This window comes from Salipiger sp. PrR003, from assembly GCF_010500785.1.
Lineage (GTDB): Bacteria > Pseudomonadota > Alphaproteobacteria > Rhodobacterales > Rhodobacteraceae > Salipiger > Salipiger pacificus_A.
The window spans coordinates 24,950-39,433 of record NZ_JAAGOV010000065.1 but is presented as its reverse complement, the minus strand read 5'-3'; the positions used below and the strand labels follow the sequence as shown (position 1 = coordinate 39,433).

At 66.1% G+C, this 14,484-nt stretch carries 14 protein-coding genes; 6 read left to right on the top strand and 8 right to left on the bottom strand.

Annotation, left to right across the window (positions count from 1 at the left end; all coding sequences use genetic code 11):
- The first annotated feature begins 16 nt into the window (after window positions 1-16).
- Window positions 17-616: a glutathione S-transferase family protein gene (locus tag G0D83_RS22650; protein ID WP_164196904.1), complete on the top strand. Its 600-nt coding sequence runs from the start codon at window positions 17-19 to the stop codon at window positions 614-616.
- Window positions 617-620: 4 nt separating this feature from the next.
- Here G0D83_RS22650 and G0D83_RS22645 read toward each other — a convergent pair whose 3' ends face one another.
- A complete protein-coding gene (locus tag G0D83_RS22645; RefSeq protein ID WP_164196903.1) occupies window positions 621-1,787 on the bottom strand; it encodes a cytochrome-c peroxidase in 1,167 nt (388 codons plus the stop codon).
- Between the two features lie 179 nt (window positions 1,788-1,966).
- Window positions 1,967-2,587: a lytic transglycosylase domain-containing protein gene (locus G0D83_RS22640; RefSeq protein WP_164196902.1), complete on the bottom strand. Its 621-nt coding sequence runs from the start codon at window positions 2,585-2,587 to the stop codon at window positions 1,967-1,969.
- A gap of 278 nt (window positions 2,588-2,865) precedes the next feature.
- On the opposite strand from G0D83_RS22640, the gene ssb reads away from it, so the two are divergent.
- Window positions 2,866-3,396 carry a single-stranded DNA-binding protein gene (gene ssb / locus G0D83_RS22635; RefSeq protein WP_164196901.1) on the top strand — a complete coding sequence of 177 codons (531 nt, stop codon included), beginning with the start codon at window positions 2,866-2,868 and terminating at the stop codon, window positions 3,394-3,396.
- Window positions 3,397-3,513: 117 nt separating this feature from the next.
- On the opposite strand, the gene G0D83_RS22630 is transcribed toward ssb, so the two are convergent.
- Window positions 3,514-5,625, bottom strand: coding sequence for a PAS domain-containing sensor histidine kinase (locus G0D83_RS22630; protein WP_164196900.1), 2,112 nt, complete (start codon window positions 5,623-5,625; stop codon window positions 3,514-3,516).
- Window positions 5,626-5,925: 300 nt separating this feature from the next.
- Here G0D83_RS22630 and G0D83_RS22625 point away from each other — a divergent pair, with 300 nt between their 5' ends.
- Window positions 5,926-6,234, top strand: a complete 309-nt coding sequence (locus G0D83_RS22625; RefSeq protein ID WP_164196899.1) for a hypothetical protein — start codon at window positions 5,926-5,928, stop codon at window positions 6,232-6,234.
- A gap of 252 nt (window positions 6,235-6,486) precedes the next feature.
- Window positions 6,487-7,815, top strand: a complete 1,329-nt coding sequence (locus tag G0D83_RS22620) for an HlyC/CorC family transporter (RefSeq protein ID WP_108965892.1) — start codon at window positions 6,487-6,489, stop codon at window positions 7,813-7,815.
- Here G0D83_RS22620 and G0D83_RS22615 read toward each other — a convergent pair.
- Window positions 7,772-8,938, bottom strand: coding sequence for a histidine kinase dimerization/phosphoacceptor domain -containing protein (locus tag G0D83_RS22615; RefSeq protein WP_164196898.1), 1,167 nt, complete (start codon window positions 8,936-8,938; stop codon window positions 7,772-7,774). The genes G0D83_RS22620 and G0D83_RS22615 overlap by 44 nt on opposite strands.
- Window positions 8,939-9,254: 316 nt before the next feature.
- On the opposite strand from G0D83_RS22615, the gene G0D83_RS22610 reads away from it, so the two are divergent.
- On the top strand, window positions 9,255-9,869 hold the full coding sequence (locus G0D83_RS22610; protein WP_164196897.1) for an NTP transferase domain-containing protein: 615 nt from the start codon (window positions 9,255-9,257) through the stop codon (window positions 9,867-9,869).
- A 150-nt stretch (window positions 9,870-10,019) separates the two neighbouring features.
- On the opposite strand, the gene G0D83_RS22605 is transcribed toward G0D83_RS22610, so the two are convergent.
- From G0D83_RS22605 to purC, 4 genes are all read right to left on the bottom strand, one after another.
- Entirely contained in the window at window positions 10,020-11,531 is a 1,512-nt protein-coding gene (locus G0D83_RS22605) for an Ig-like domain-containing protein (RefSeq protein ID WP_370457305.1), read from the bottom strand.
- Window positions 11,428-12,117 carry a hypothetical protein gene (locus G0D83_RS32335; RefSeq protein WP_235958169.1) on the bottom strand — a complete coding sequence of 230 codons (690 nt, stop codon included), beginning with the start codon at window positions 12,115-12,117 and terminating at the stop codon, window positions 11,428-11,430. The genes G0D83_RS22605 and G0D83_RS32335 overlap by 104 nt, the downstream gene beginning before the upstream one ends.
- A gap of 802 nt (window positions 12,118-12,919) precedes the next feature.
- A complete protein-coding gene (purS, locus tag G0D83_RS22600) occupies window positions 12,920-13,150 on the bottom strand; it encodes a phosphoribosylformylglycinamidine synthase subunit PurS (RefSeq protein WP_095881779.1) in 231 nt (76 codons plus the stop codon).
- 88 nt (window positions 13,151-13,238) lie between these two features.
- Entirely contained in the window at window positions 13,239-14,000 is a 762-nt protein-coding gene (gene purC / locus G0D83_RS22595) for a phosphoribosylaminoimidazolesuccinocarboxamide synthase (RefSeq protein ID WP_108965900.1), read from the bottom strand.
- A 162-nt stretch (window positions 14,001-14,162) separates the two neighbouring features.
- Between purC and G0D83_RS22590 the strand changes: the two genes are divergently transcribed.
- Entirely contained in the window at window positions 14,163-14,474 is a 312-nt protein-coding gene (locus G0D83_RS22590) for a DUF1476 domain-containing protein (protein ID WP_108965902.1), read from the top strand.
- The last annotated feature ends 10 nt before the right edge of the window (window positions 14,475-14,484 follow it).

The window sequence follows — 14,484 nt, the reverse complement described above, 5'->3', positions numbered from 1 at the left end:
CTGGGAGGACACCTGCATGCTGACGCTCTACCATGCGCCGCGCTCGCGCTCGACGCGCATTGTTCAATTGATCCGCGACATGAGCATCGAAGAGGATGTCGACCTCCGGATCGTGCAGATCCCGCGCCAGGACGGTTCGGGCGGGCGCGACCCCGACAATCCCCACCCCGAGGGCAAGGTGCCGACGCTGGTGCACGACGGTGCGCTCATCCGCGAGAGCAACGCGGTGATGCTCTATCTGACCGACCTCTATCCCGAGAGCCCCATGGGCCGCCCCGTCGGCCACCCGTCGCGCGGCGCCTACCTGTCCTGGTTGGCCTGGTACGGCAATGTCTTCGAGCCGGTCTACGTGCTGCAGGTCGCCGGGGTCTCGCATCCGATCACCCAGGTCACCTTCCGCGACGTGCCCGAGGCGGTGGCGCGGCTCTCGGAGGCCTTGGCCGAAAAGGACTGGCTGGTGGACGACCAGATCAGTGCGGCGGATCTTCTGGTGGCCTCGACCTATGGCTGGTTCCACGACCTCGTCCCCGACGATCCACGCATCAAGGACTGGGTCGCGCGCTGCCTGTCCCGCCCGGCCGTGACCTCGGTCATCGAAGAGGAGATGGCGCGCTGAGGGGTCAGTCCTCGAGCAGGTCCTCGTAGCGCGCGTCGGTCAGCGTCTTGAGGAAGGCCACCAGCGCATCCACGCGCTTGTCGTCGAGCGCGGGCCCGTCGGTCAGCTCGGGCGCAAGGTTCTCTGCGACCTCGGGGGGACCGAAGGGCGCGCCGGTCTCGGGGTTGATCTTCCGCGCTTCGTTGCGGGTGTTGTAGCTGTTGTAGAAGAGGATCACCGTCCGCAAATCCTCGAAGACCCCGTTGTGCATATAGGGCGCGGTGACCGCGACGTTGCGCAGCGTCGGCGTGCGGAAGGCGCCCCGCAGGGTCTCGTCCGCCGGGCCGCCATCTTCGGTCAGATGCGCGTTCTGCAGCAGCCCGCCGTCGATGAAGCCGTCCTCGGAGCCGTTCGACCCCCGCAGCGCGCTGTTCGCCGGAACGCCAAGGTTGTGGAAGCGGTAATCCGAGAAGGTCTCGGCAGGGTCCACAGCGCTGCGCCGAAGCTGGTGGCACTGGTTGCAGTTGGTGAACTGCTGCGAGAAGAACAGCAGCCGTCCGAGCTCTTCCTGCTTAGTCAGTTCGGCCTCGCCGCGCAGGAAGCGGTCGTATTTGGAATCGAAAGGCGCGAACTCGGGCCGCCGCTCGAATTCGGCGATGGCGTGGGTCATGGCGGCATAGCCCGCCTCGGGATCGTCCAGCGTGCCGGGACCGAAGAGCGCGCCGAAGGCGGCCACGTAGTCCGGGTTCTCGCGCAGGCGTGCCACCACCTCGGACTTGTCCCCCATGCCCATCTCGGCGGGGTTGAGCGGCGGGCCGCCCGCCTGCTCCTCCAGCGTCACCGCGCGCCCGTCGTGGAAGAGACCGCCGCGCCAGCGGCCGTCCTCGTCACGCGCCAGTTCGGGCACATGCGCGGCATAGCTCACCGTGGGCGCATTGCGGTCGCCGAGCGAGGCGCCATCATCGCCGATGGAGGCGGCGCCGCGCGGGTCGGCAAAGGCATAGGCCGGATCGTGGCACGTGGCGCAGCTCTGCGAGCGAGTCTTCGACAGGTTCGCGTCGAAGAAGAGCGCCTCGCCGAGCGCATCCATGCTGTCGAACCCGGACGAGGCCGCGGACACGCAGGCCAAACCCAGCCCGCCCACACCAAGCGCAAGAACGGTGGCGGACGCAAGAATGGCGGCATGACGCATAAGGAACTCTCCTGTGGACCTGTCAGCGGGGCTCGGCGGTGTCGATCCGACCAGTCTGGCCCTGCGCCAAGCGCAGTTCCATGATCGGGATCAAATCCCTAGCCTTTATGTCAGGCATATCAGGCAAAGGCCTCCCTGCGTCAAGGGAGGCGGAGGTCACCGGGGCCTGCCGGATAGGGTTACCGGCCCCAGATCACCTTCACGTAGTTCATCGTCTCGCGGTACGGCGGGATGCCCCCATGCTTCTCGACGGCGCCCGGCCCGGCATTGTAGGCCGCCAGCGCCAGCTGCCAGGAGCCGAACTTGCGGTATTGCTGGATCAGGTAGCGCGCCCCGCCCTCGAGGTTCTGGGCCGGGTCATGCGGATCGACCCCGAGCTTGCGCGCGGTGAACGGCATGAGCTGCGCGAGGCCGATGGCCCCTTTGTGCGACAGCGCCTTCGGATTGAATCCGGATTCCTGCTGGACGAGGCGCAGGAAGAGGTCCTCGGGCACGCCGTGCCGCCGCGCCGCCTGTCGGGCGAGATCGGCGTAGGGGCCACGATAGCTGCCCCGATAGCTCGGCACCGCGCCCTCGTTGCCGCCCATGGGGCCCCATTTCGTCGGGGTCACCACACGGCTCGGCTGCAGTCGCACCGAGCTGTTGTATTGCTGAGACGCGCGCCCATCGAGCACGTTGGTCTGCTTGGAGAAGAGCCGTACCCGGCTCTTGGATGAAAGCACCTCTGCCGAGACCGAAGTCCCCGACAACACCAGAGCACACACCACTCCGGCCAGCGCCCGCGTTGCGTAATTGCGCATCACGTCCCTGTCCCGCTTCACTGTTCCCTTGTCGCCCGACTATACAGATAAATTGACCCTAGGCCAGCTTGCCGGACACCCTCCTACCGGCGGATTTCCGCGCGACATTGAGCGCTTGGGCACATCGGGCCCGTGGTGTAGACCTGTGCAAACACTCCGCCTGCGGGGATTCGCAGACGTGCGAAAATCCCTGTCAGGCACAGGAAATCGCGCCGTCTGGGCAACAGGCGGCGACCAGACAAACGACCAGACGAAACGACCAAGAATAAGGGGATGACATGGCCGGCTCCGTGAACAAGGTGATCCTGGTAGGCAATCTCGGTGCGGACCCCGAGGTGCGCACCTTCCAGAACGGCGGCAAGGTCTGCAACCTGCGCATCGCCACCTCAGAGAACTGGAAAGACCGCAACACCGGCGAGCGCCGCGAGCGCACCGAGTGGCATTCGGTCGCGATCTTCAGCGAGCCGCTTGCGCGGATCGCCGAGCAGTACCTTCGCAAGGGCTCCAAGGTCTATATCGAGGGCAAGCTCGAGACCCGCAAGTGGCAGGACCAGTCCGGCCAGGACCGCTACACCACCGAGATCGTGCTGCGCCCCTTCGGCGGCGAGCTGACCTTGCTCGACAGCCGCCAGGGTGGCGGCGGCGGTGACTTCGGCGGCGGCTCGGGTGGCAGCTACGGCGGTGGCTCGGGCGGCGGTGGCTATGGCGGCGGCAACGAGGGCGGCTACGGCGGCGGTTCGGGCGGCGGCTACGGCGGCGGCGCGGGGGGTGGCGGCTCGCGCGACATCGACGACGAGATCCCGTTCTGAGGCGTGTTTCCCACGGATGCGATCTCGCATCCGGGACACCGGAAATACGAAAGGGCTGGCCTGCGCCAGCCCTTTCTCTTTTGCATAAGGCCCCTCGGACCTTTGCGAGCCTGCGGCCTACACCGGGTTGATCAGCTCACCGACCCTTCCAATGAGCACATCCAGATCGAAGGGCTTCTGCACGATCTCGACGTCCGCCGCAGGCAGCTCGCCCCCGAGCGCCGCGCTCTCGTCATAGCCGGTGACGAAGACGACCTTGAGCCCCGGCAGCTCGGCGCGGGCGGCCTCGGCCAGCTGGCGCCCGTTCATCCCGCGCGGCAGCCCCACATCGGTGAGCAGCAGATCGACCTGAGGCGTCCGCGCGAGCGCCTCCAGCGCCTCGGCCGCCGTGCCGGCCTCGAGCACGGAGTACCCCCGGTCCCGCAGCGCATCCACGACCACCATCCGCACCAGGACCTCGTCCTCGACCACGAGCACCGTCTTTTCCGGCGCCGCGGCCAGCGCGGTATCGCCGCGTTCTTCGGCGTCCTGCTCCACCTCGACAGCCTCGAAGCTCCTCGGCAGGTAGAGGCTCACCACCGTACCCGCGCCAACCTCCGAAGTGATCTCGGCCGCGCCGCCGGACTGCTGGGCAAACCCGTAGACCATGGACAGGCCCAGCCCCGTGCCCTCGCCCATCGGCTTGGTGGTGAAGAAAGGCTCGAAAGCCCGGTCGATCTGCTCGGCGGTCATGCCGCTGCCGGTGTCAGACACGCTGATGCGCAGGTAGTCCCCCGCCTCGAGACCCATGCTCTTTGCCTTGGTGCGCGCCATGCTCTGGTTCGAGAGGTGGATCGTCAGGCTGCCGCCCTCGGGCATGGCGTCGCGGGCGTTGATGCAGAGGTTCAGCAGCGCGTTCTCGAGCTGGTTCTGATCGACGAGCGACAGCCAGGGGTTCGCGTCGGCGGTTGTCCTCAGCTCGATGTGCGGCCCGACCGTGCGCTGCACCAGGTCGACCATACCGGCGCAGAGCTGCACCACATCGGTCGGCCTGGGGGCGAGGGTCTGCTTGCGGGCGAAGGCCATGAGCCGCTGCGTGAGGTTCGCTGCGCGACTCGCCGCGTTCCGGGCCGCCGACAGATATCGCCCGATCTCGTCGAGGCGCCGTTCTGACAGCCGCGCACCGGCCATCTCGACCGAGCCGGCGACCGCCGCCAGAAGATTGTTGAAGTCATGCGCCAGCCCGCCGGTGAGCTGGCCGACCGCCTCCATCTTCTGGGCGTGGCGCAGCTCTTCCTCCCGCGCCATCAGCGCGGCGGTCTGTTCCGACACCCGGCGTTCAAGGGTCTCGTTGAGTCGGAAAAGCTCGGCCGTCACCCGGTCGCGCTCGGCCTCGACCTCGCGCCGGCGGCTGACATCCATCAGCACCCCGGAAAAGGACTCGGACTTGCCGTGAGCATTGAGCTCGACCCGCCCGCTCGCTTCGATCCAATGATACTTGCGGTCCTCGCGCAGAACACGGAATTGATCGAAATAGGACCCACCCTCGCGCAGCGCCGCCTCGATATCCGAGATCAGCCGCGGCTTGTCCTCGGGATGAACGTTCTCGACCAGGTCGTCGAGCTTGAGATCGCCAAGCTCGGTGACCTCGCGCAGCCCCATGGCCGAGGCGAGCGCCGCGTCGACGGTGAAGACGTCCCGGGGGACATCCCAGACCCAGGTGCCGACGATCGCCCCGGCCTCGAGCGCGAGGCCGACGCGGCGTTCGCTCTCGCGCGCGAGCTTCTCGCTGGCCCGGATCTCCGCCTCGGCACGTTTGCGGTTGGTGACGTCACGAAAGAGCACCGCGACCTGCCCGAGGCTCTTGGGCTCGACCCGCCGCGCCGAGACCTCGATGAACCGCCCAACCTCGGAGAAACTTCTTTCGAACCGGATTGGCGCGCCATGTTCCAGCACGTCGCCGTAGATCTTCACCCATTGCCGCCCGTCGTCGGGTGCAACATCAAAGACGGTTTTCCCGACGATCCCCTTGATGCCGGTATGACGCTCGTAACCCGAATTCGCTTCGATATGCATGTAGTCCGACAGTGGCCCATCCGGCCCGTCGATGAACTGGATGATGCAGAAGCCGTCGTCTATCATCTCGAAGAGCGCCTGGCGACCGGCCTCGCGCGCGTCACCCTGGGTCGGCGCCCTCTCCGGCTCGAGAACCGGTGCCGGCTTTCTACTCTTGATAAACGGCAGGCGCATCGCGGTGTCCGACATGTCAGGGAATATACCTCTTGCAATATAGAGGGGGTCCCTGCCGCGCAAAGGCCGCCCACGGGCAAACCTGGCCCGAACGTCATGAAATCCGTGGCTGACTTCGGGGAAACGCGACGACACCGCGCCCCAGTCGGGCGGGCGATTGCGATGGAAAGGTAAGACGCGGCGAAGCGCGGATGTCCCGGCGCCCCTGCCAGAGCCCGAAGTTATCCTAACGGTATCTCGCGACCTGAGCTACCATGGCGTGATCTATTGATTGATTTAGCAACTTGGGGGACCGCATTCATGGAAGGTATTGCAGCAATAATCGTTCAGGCGATCGCGGGTATGGTCGGAGGCGGCGTGGCCGGTCAGCTCGTGAAGACCGTCGGCATGGCGGTGCTTCCAAAGCTCCTTTCCGGCGCCATCGGCGGCATCCTCGGCGGTTCCGCCATCGGTGCGATCCTCGGTGGCGGCGATCCGACCGCGGCCGCCGATGCGGCCACCGCCGCGGGCGGCCTCGACATCGGCGCGCTGATCAGCCAGCTTCTGGGGGGCGCCGCCGGGGGCGGTGTTCTGACCGCGATCGTCGGCCAATTCCTCGGCAAAAAGTAAGTCGCATCGAGGCGCGGGTCCGGCACGGCAGACGGGTCCGCGCCGAGGCGCAGAGGCTCCACCGCAGGCGCAGATCCACGCGCAGACACGGCCGCAGACAGGGACTGCGAGACCGCAGAGCGCGCCGGCACGGGCGCAAGGCCGGAACGACGCAGGCGATCCCTTTTGCCGCGGATCCGGCCAGAGCCTTGAAGACCAAGGCCGCGCGCCCCATAACTCTCTGAACACTCTTGAACATGAAAAGACGGACGTATGGACGCCCCTGCCACCGGAACACTCGACGCGGCCTTCTGGATGACCTCCGCCGCGATCCTGCTGCTCATTCTCTTCTCGGCTTTCTTCTCCGGCTCCGAGACCGCGCTGACCGCCGCCTCGCGCGGGAAACTGCGCGCCGCCATGGACCGGGGCTCGCGCGGCGCCGCGCTGGCGCTGAAGATCACCGAGGACAACGAGCGGCTGATCGGCTCGGTGCTGCTGGGCAACAACCTGGTCAACATCCTTGCCACCTCCCTCGCCACGGCGCTGTTCACCCGGCTGCTCGGCGATGGCGGCGTGGCGATGGCGACGCTGATCATGACCTTCCTCGTGCTGATCTTCGCCGAGGTGCTGCCCAAGACCTACGCCATCACCAACCCCGAGGCCGCGGCCGCCACCGTGGCCCCGCCGATCCGTCTGGTCATCCTGATCTTCTCGCCCGTGGTGGCGGCGATCCGTGCGCTGGTGCGGGTGCTGCTCAAGCTCATCGGCGTACAGACCGACCCCGACAGCCAGATCCTCGCCGTGCGCGAGGAGATCGCCGGGGCGCTGCAGCTCGGCCACTCGGAAGGCGTGGTGGAAAAGGAAGACCGCGACCGCATTCTCGGCGCGCTCGATCTGGCCGAGCGCACGGTCGAGGAGATCATGCTGCACCGCTCGGGGATCGAGAGCATCGACGCCGAAGCCGAGCCGCGGGCGATCCTGCAGCAGTGCCTCGACAGCAACCACACCCGCCTGCCCGTCTACCGCGGCGAGCCCGAGAACATCATCGGCATGGTGCACGCCAAGGACCTGCTGCGCGCCATGTATGACACCATGGCGCAGGCTGGCGAGCGCGGCTTCGCGGCGCTCGACGACTTCCGCATCACCGAGGTGATGATGAAGCCCTACTTCGTGCCCGACACCACCACGCTCGCCGACCAGATGCGCAACTTCCTGCGCCGCCGCACGCACTTCGCGCTGGTCGTGGATGAATATGGCTCGCTCGAGGGGCTGATCACCCTCGAGGATATCCTCGAAGAGATCGTTGGCGAGATCGCCGACGAGCACGATCCCGACGCCGAGCATCAGGTCAGCGCCGGCGAAGATGGCTGGTTCTGGCTCGATGGCGCGATGACCATCCGCGATCTCAACCGGGCCGCCGACTGGTCGCTGCCCGACGACGAGGCGAACACCATCGCCGGCCTCGTCATTCACGAGGCGCAGATGATCCCCACCGTCGGCCAGCGCTTCAGCTTCCACGGCTTCCGCTTCGAGGTTATGGAGCGCGAGAACAACCGGATCACCCGGCTGCGGGTGCGGCCCGTGGAGCCTCTGCCGGCGTGACCGGCACATCGGCGGCAGGGTCGATCGGCAGCTCGGCCTCGAGCACGTAGCCGCCCGGCTCGCGCCGCTCGAGCACCGTGCCGCCCACCTGGCTCACCGCCGCCTCGAGCAACCGCGCGCCGAGCGCGGACGAGGCCAGCGCGTCGAGGGTGGAGCCCGGCTCGGGGCCGGTGCCGTTGTCGCGGCAGGTGAAGAGGATCCGGTTCACCCCGGCCGGGCGCATCTCGAAGCGGACCACCGGCGCGGCGTCGCTGTCATGAAAGGCATATTTCATCGCATTGGCGGCGAACTCGTTGGCGACCACGCCAATCGAGGCGGCAACCCGCGATTCCACCTCGATGCGGGGCACGTCGACCTCGAAACGCACCTCTGAAGGCGCATGACGCTGCAGCAGCGTGGCGACGCGCGAGAGGTACGTGTCAAGCCGCACGAAATGCATCTTGGACGTCAGGTTCAACTCGGCATGCAACTGCGAGACCGAATCCACCCGCCGCGCGATGGCGTCGAGCGCGTCGCGGGTCTCGGGCTCGGCCGAGCGGGCGCGGTAGAGCCGGATGGTCGAGGCCACGGTCTGCAGCGAGTTCTTCACCCTGTGGTCGATCTCCTCGCGCAGGATCTCCTTGTTGTGCAGGGCGCGTTGCAGGTCGAGTTGACGCATGACCTGCCCGGCCATGACCTTGAGCAGCTTGCGCTGCTGGGCGGTCAGTTGGCGCGGCCTGTGGTCGAGCACGCAGAGCGTTCCGATGGTATGGCCGCTGCGGGTCACCAGCGGCGCCCCGGCGTAGAAGCGCATGGACGAAATCGGCCCGCAGCAAAGCGGGTTGTCGGCACTGCGCAGGTCGAGCAACGTGTCCTCGATCTCGAGGATCTCCTCCGACAGGATCGCATGGGAACAGATCGATTGCTCGAGCGGCGTCTGGCCCGGATCCATTCCGAAACGCGCCTTGAACCATTGCCGGTGCTCATCGACGAGGCTGATCAGAGCGACCGGCACCTCGAGCAGCGAGGCAAGCAGTTCCACCACCTCGTCGAAGGCCGGATCGGGAGCGCTGTCGAGCACGCCAAAGCTGCGCAGCTCGGCAAGACGTTCGAGCTCATCATCCGATTTCCGTGCGAGTACCATTGTCCGAAATTGCCCCTTTTCACCGGAACCTGCGAGGCGCTGGGGGCGCGTGCCGCAGGCAGTCTCTCAGACATAGTAGCAGGCAAGGTACCGCCAAGGCCATTGTGCCTCCCGTTCGTCCATCACGCCGCCAGAACCGCGCATTCCCCGGCGAGTTTACACATTTTTTGTGAATTTGTTGCTTAAGCTTGCGCGTCAGACCACCCCGCTTCACCCGTTTCCCCGCCCGCCGACCGCGCCTGCGGGATCACGCCGGACCTGCCGGACCGCCGAGAAAGCCCGTCGGGGTATCTGGCTTTGCTGTATAAGGAGTTCCATGGGAGGAATCGCTGTTTTGATTCCCGCCGCCGGCGCAAGCAGTCGGATGCGCGGGGCCGACAAGCTGCTGAAGCAGGTCGGCGGCCGGGCGCTTCTGCGCCGTCAGGCCGAGGAAGCGCTGCGCGCGGCCAACCACGTGACGGTCACCCTGCCCGATCACGACCATCCGCGCGCCGCCGCGCTGGCAGGTCTGCCAGTGCAACTTGTTGCCGTCCCGGATGCCTGCCACGGCATGTCCGCCTCGCTGCGGCGCGGGGTCGGCATGCTGCCACCCGGGATCGACGCGCTGATCGTCTTGCCCGCCGACATGCCCGAGCTGACGTCCGAGGATATCCTCAAGCTCGTGCGGGGCTTTCGCGCCATGCCGCAGCCAACGCTGCAGCAGGGCTGTGCGGAAGATGGCACGCCGGGGCACCCGGTGCTGTTCCCGGCCGATTGCTTCTCGGCGATGCAGATGCTGGACGGGGACGAGGGCGCGCGCAGCGTGCTCGCCGCCAACCGCAACCGGCTGCGCCGCGTGGCCCTGCCGGGGAACCGCGCGCTGATCGACCTCGACACGCCAGAGGCATGGCGGGACTGGGAACAACGCCAGGACGCGCTTGACCCCTGCTGAGCCGCGGCCTCCGCCCAATGCGCAAGAAAGAACCCCGGGACGCGCCGCGCCCCGGGGTCTGTGGTACGCCGCAGCGCCGCCCCACCAGCGACGCCGCGACGAGCTGCATCCTTTGCGGCCTCCCGTTCAGCCGACCTGTCAGACGACCAGTCAGCCGACCAGCAGTTGCGCCTCGTGCTTCTTCAGCGAGCGACGGGCTGCGCCATAGGCCTGCAGGCCCTCGGCATGCTCAAGCTCCGGGAAGAGTGCAAAAATCTCTTCGCGTTGCGCGTCGCCTATGCCCTTGAGCGTGTAGTCGCCGGGCTGGAAGCTCTCGGTCCAGGCGCCGTTCGACAGCACCACCTCGTGCTGGTCGAACATGAAGTGGATGTAGGCGACGCCCGTGGTGTCGACCTCGTCCACGCCCTTGAGCCCGGTCAGATGCTTGGCGGCCGCGAGAACCTCGCGCTCTTCGAAGTAAAGCGCAGTGCGGTCATTGGCGACCAGAACGCGGTGGTTCGGCGAGACCAGCAGGTCATGCTCCGGAAGGTTCTTGCCGAGCGCACCTTTCTGGATCAGCACCGGGCGCAGATGCGGCTGGCGGGCCAGTTCGAAGCCGGTGAGTTCCTTGCGGCCGACCCAGCGGATCTCCTGGATGCCGTTGTCGCGGGTGATGACGCGGTCGCCGACCTTGAGGTCCTCGACCAGGCGCTCGCCCTGCGGCGTGGCGATCAGCGTGCCCGGGGTGAAGCAGGGCATCACCTCGACCGTGACATAGGCGGTGTCGGTGCCGCCGTGGCCATCGTCGATGGTGTAGGAGAAGGCATCGTAGCCGGTGAAGCCCTCTTCGGCGGTGTAGGACACGGTGCCGTCATCGTTGAGCGTGGCGGTGCCGTTGGTCGGCTCGCCGATGCTGGTGACGGTCAGCGTATCGCCATCGGCGTCGCTGTCGTTCTCGGTCGGGTCGAAGGTCGCCGTCGCGCTGCCGGTGGTGTGGTAAAGATCGTTCAGCGCGTCGGGCGGGGTGTTCTCGCCATCGGTCGGCGTGGTCGGGATCCCGGTGTTGACCGTGACGGTGCCGGTGTCGGTGCCGCCCTGGCCATCGTCGATGGTGTAGGCGAAGCTATCCTCGCCGGAATGCCCTTCGTTCGGCGTATAGGTGACAGTGCCATCGGCATTCAGCGTCACCGTGCCATTGCTGGCATCGCCCACGCCGGTGATGGTCAGATCATCGCCATCCACATCGGTGTCATTCACGGTCGGATCGAGCGTGACCGGGGTGTTGCTGCCGGTGGTGACAAAGTCATCTTCGGCCACGGGATCGTCGTTCACCGGGTAGACGGTGATCGCCACATGGCCAGTGGCGGAATTGCCCGAGGGATCCTCGACCGTATAGGTGATCTCGGCGTCGCCATTGTAATCGGCGTCGGGGGTGAAAGTCAGGGTGCCGTCGCCATTGTTCACGACCGTTCCATGCGTGGCGGTGGCAGAGGTGACGGTCAGCGGATCTCCGTCGGGATCGCTGTCATTGGCCAGCACGTCGATGGTGACGGCAACGTCCTCGTCGGTCTCGGCGGCGTCATCCTCGGCCACCGGGCCGCTGTCCGCGACGTCGCAGGTCGAGAAGCTCACGTCCGAAATCAGCACGCCCTGCGTCGAGTCTCCGCCGTTCCCGTAGACCACCTCGATGCGCGACACCGGACCGGCGATCGAGACAAGCACGCTGCCGTCCTGCTCGGCGAAGCCAGTAATGTCCTCGCCGGTGGCGGTGCCGCCGCTGGTGCTGGTGCTGCCGCCAAGCGCGGTCAGGGTGACCTCGACTGGGGCGCAAGGCAAGGATCGTGACATTGTCCTGGAAGTCGATGCCGCCCGGCGTGAGGGTCGCGTCGCCGGCCAGGTCCCCGAGGTCGGAGCCCGCGCCGCCATCCACGTCGTTGAGCACGAAGGAGACGTTCTGCACCTCGTCGGTGTAGAGTTCGTTCGAGGAACTGAAATCGAGCACCGTGGTCGAGGTCGCCGAGACAGTGCCGCCATCCCCGCCTTCGCCGAAGAGCTTCAGGTGCGAATTGGGATTGATCGAGGAGCCTTCGGGCACGTAGCCGTCGTATGCGGCGGTGAAAGCCTCGGCCCCCGTGTCCTGCGCCTCGAAGGAGATGGCGACGTTGACGCCGCCGGTATCGACGGTGGTCGCGGAGCCACCGGTCGACGTGTCCGCCAGCGTGGTTCCCATCGCACCAAGCGATACCCAGTTCAGAAACAAGTCAGCCATCGTTACACCCTTCAACTCCAGAACGGGACTTCCCCGCGCCGCGGCAGCGGCATCCGGCGCAACTGCGCCGCATCGCCCCGTCTCCGTCCTCTCCGCGTGTCCGGTGGCCTGCATGCCGGGCAGCGGCAAAAGCAGTCCGACTGGTGCCGGCCACATCTGCCCCACACCATCGGTCACATCCTCAGCGGATGACTTGAGATCGGCGGCCGCCCCCGGCCTGTCTTTCGTCGCCCCCCAGTCGGGCTTAACAAACTACTTAGAGCCAGGCCGCGCGTTAACAAAGTCAAAAGTGGCGGTCAGGTGGCGATAGATGTCCAAATATGGGCCGGTTTCGGCTGATCGTCGAGAAATCTGCCGCAAATGTGTCGAAATATTGTTTCCAATTTATTCTTCCCCGGAGACGCCGAAAGCTGCGTTTTCCCGCCATTGCCGCAGGGCCCGCCGGGAAGGCCGCTCTGCGTTGTTCCCAAGGTGGAAACAGATGTAGCGCCCAAACCCGCAGTCCACGCCTGCCCGTAGTCCGTCAAAATTACGGCACATCTGTCCCGGCAGACGAACCAATCTTACTCAAATTGAAAGATTGCCCCGGTGACCCCTGATTGAAGCGCCGATTTCTCCGAATCAAACCTGGGAATGTGACCGCAATCCGGCAGCTGACCCATGACCAATCGGGGCACCCCCTGCCGTCGCCATATCCACGCCTCATTGCGCAGCCCACCCGCCAAACGCAAAACGCCCCCGGCCGGAGGCCGGGGGCGTCTGCGTCTCAGGATGGGCTTTTCGGCCGATCCGCCAGAGCGGATCAGAGCATTTCGATCTGGTAGCTCTCGATCACGGTGTTGGCGAGCAGCTTCTCGCACATCTCCTTGACCGTCGCCTCGCCGGTGCCTTCGGCCAGTTCCAGGTCGATCACCTTGCCTTGACGCACGGCGCCCACGCCTTCGAAGCCGAGCCCGCCAAGCGCGTGGCGCACGGCCTCGCCCTGCGGGTCGAGCACGCCCTCTTTCAGCATCACATGCACACGTGCCTTCATGGCCATCTCTCCGTTCTTCGCAAAGGGGCTTTGCCCCTCATCGTTCCCAAATCAGGTAAATCGCAGCGCCGCCTCCGGCGTTACGCTTTCAATTGATCAGCTTCGGCTTCGACACGTGGGTGGCCTGCTTCGGCATCACGCCCAGACGGCGCGCCACCTCGGTGTAGGCGTCGGTCAGCGAGCCGAGATCGCGGCGGAACACGTCCTTGTCGAGCTTCTGGCCTGTCTCGATGTCCCAAAGGCGCATCGAGTCGGGCGAAATCTCGTCGGCGACGATCAGCCGCTGGAAGTCGCCGTCATAGACGCGGCCGATCTCGATCTTGAAGTCGACGAGGCGAATGCCGACGCCGTACATCAGGCCCGAGAGATAATCGTTCACCCGCAGCGACAGGCTCAGGATGTCATCCATGTCCTGCTGCCCGGCCCAGCCGAAGGCGGCGATATGCTCTTCGGTGACCAGCGGGTCGCCCAGCTTGTCGTCCTTGTAGCAATATTCGACGATCGGGCGCGGCAGCGCGGTGCCCTCTTCGAGACCCAGGCGCTTGGCCAGCGAACCCGCGGCGTAGTTGCGCACGATCACTTCCAGCGGGATGATCTCGCAGGCGCGGACGAGTTGCTCGCGCATGTTCAGCCGCTTGAGGAAGTGGGTCGGCACGCCGATGTTGTTGAGGCCGGTCATGAAGAACTCGGACAGGCGGTTGTTCAGCACGCCCTTGCCCTCGATCACGTCCTTCTTCTGCGCGTTGAAGGCGGTGGCGTCGTCCTTGAAGTACTGGACGATGGTGCCCGGCTCGGGGCCTTCGTACAGAATCTTTGCCTTGCCTTCGTAGATCTTCTTGCGCCGTGCCATGGGAATCCTTTCGCCCGGGGCCGCGTATCGGCCGCTGCGTCTTGTCCGCCCTCATAAATCAAGGCTGCCCTTGCCGCAAGCGGCCTGCTTTCACTTGAGCCAGCGCAATATCCAATACACCCGATCCGCGCTATAGTTGGGCATTCTCAGGAGGGGTTTCCAATGACGACTTTCGACAATCGAGAACAGGCGTTCGAGAACAAGTTTGCCCGCGACGCGGAGCTGCACTTCCAGGCCGAGATGCGCTGCAACAGGAAGCTCGCCCTCTGGGCCGCGGAATTGCTCGGGAAATCAGAGCCCGAGGCCGGTGACTACGTGGCGCAGCTCATCAAGGCCGAACTCGACGCGGCGGGCCATGCCGGAATCGCCCGGGTCGCGGGCGATCTCGGCGACAAGGCCAGCGCCGAGGAGATCGCCCGCAAGCGCGCGGCTCTGCTGGCCGAGGCGCGCCAGGAAATCCTCGACGAAGGCTGACATTTGGGGC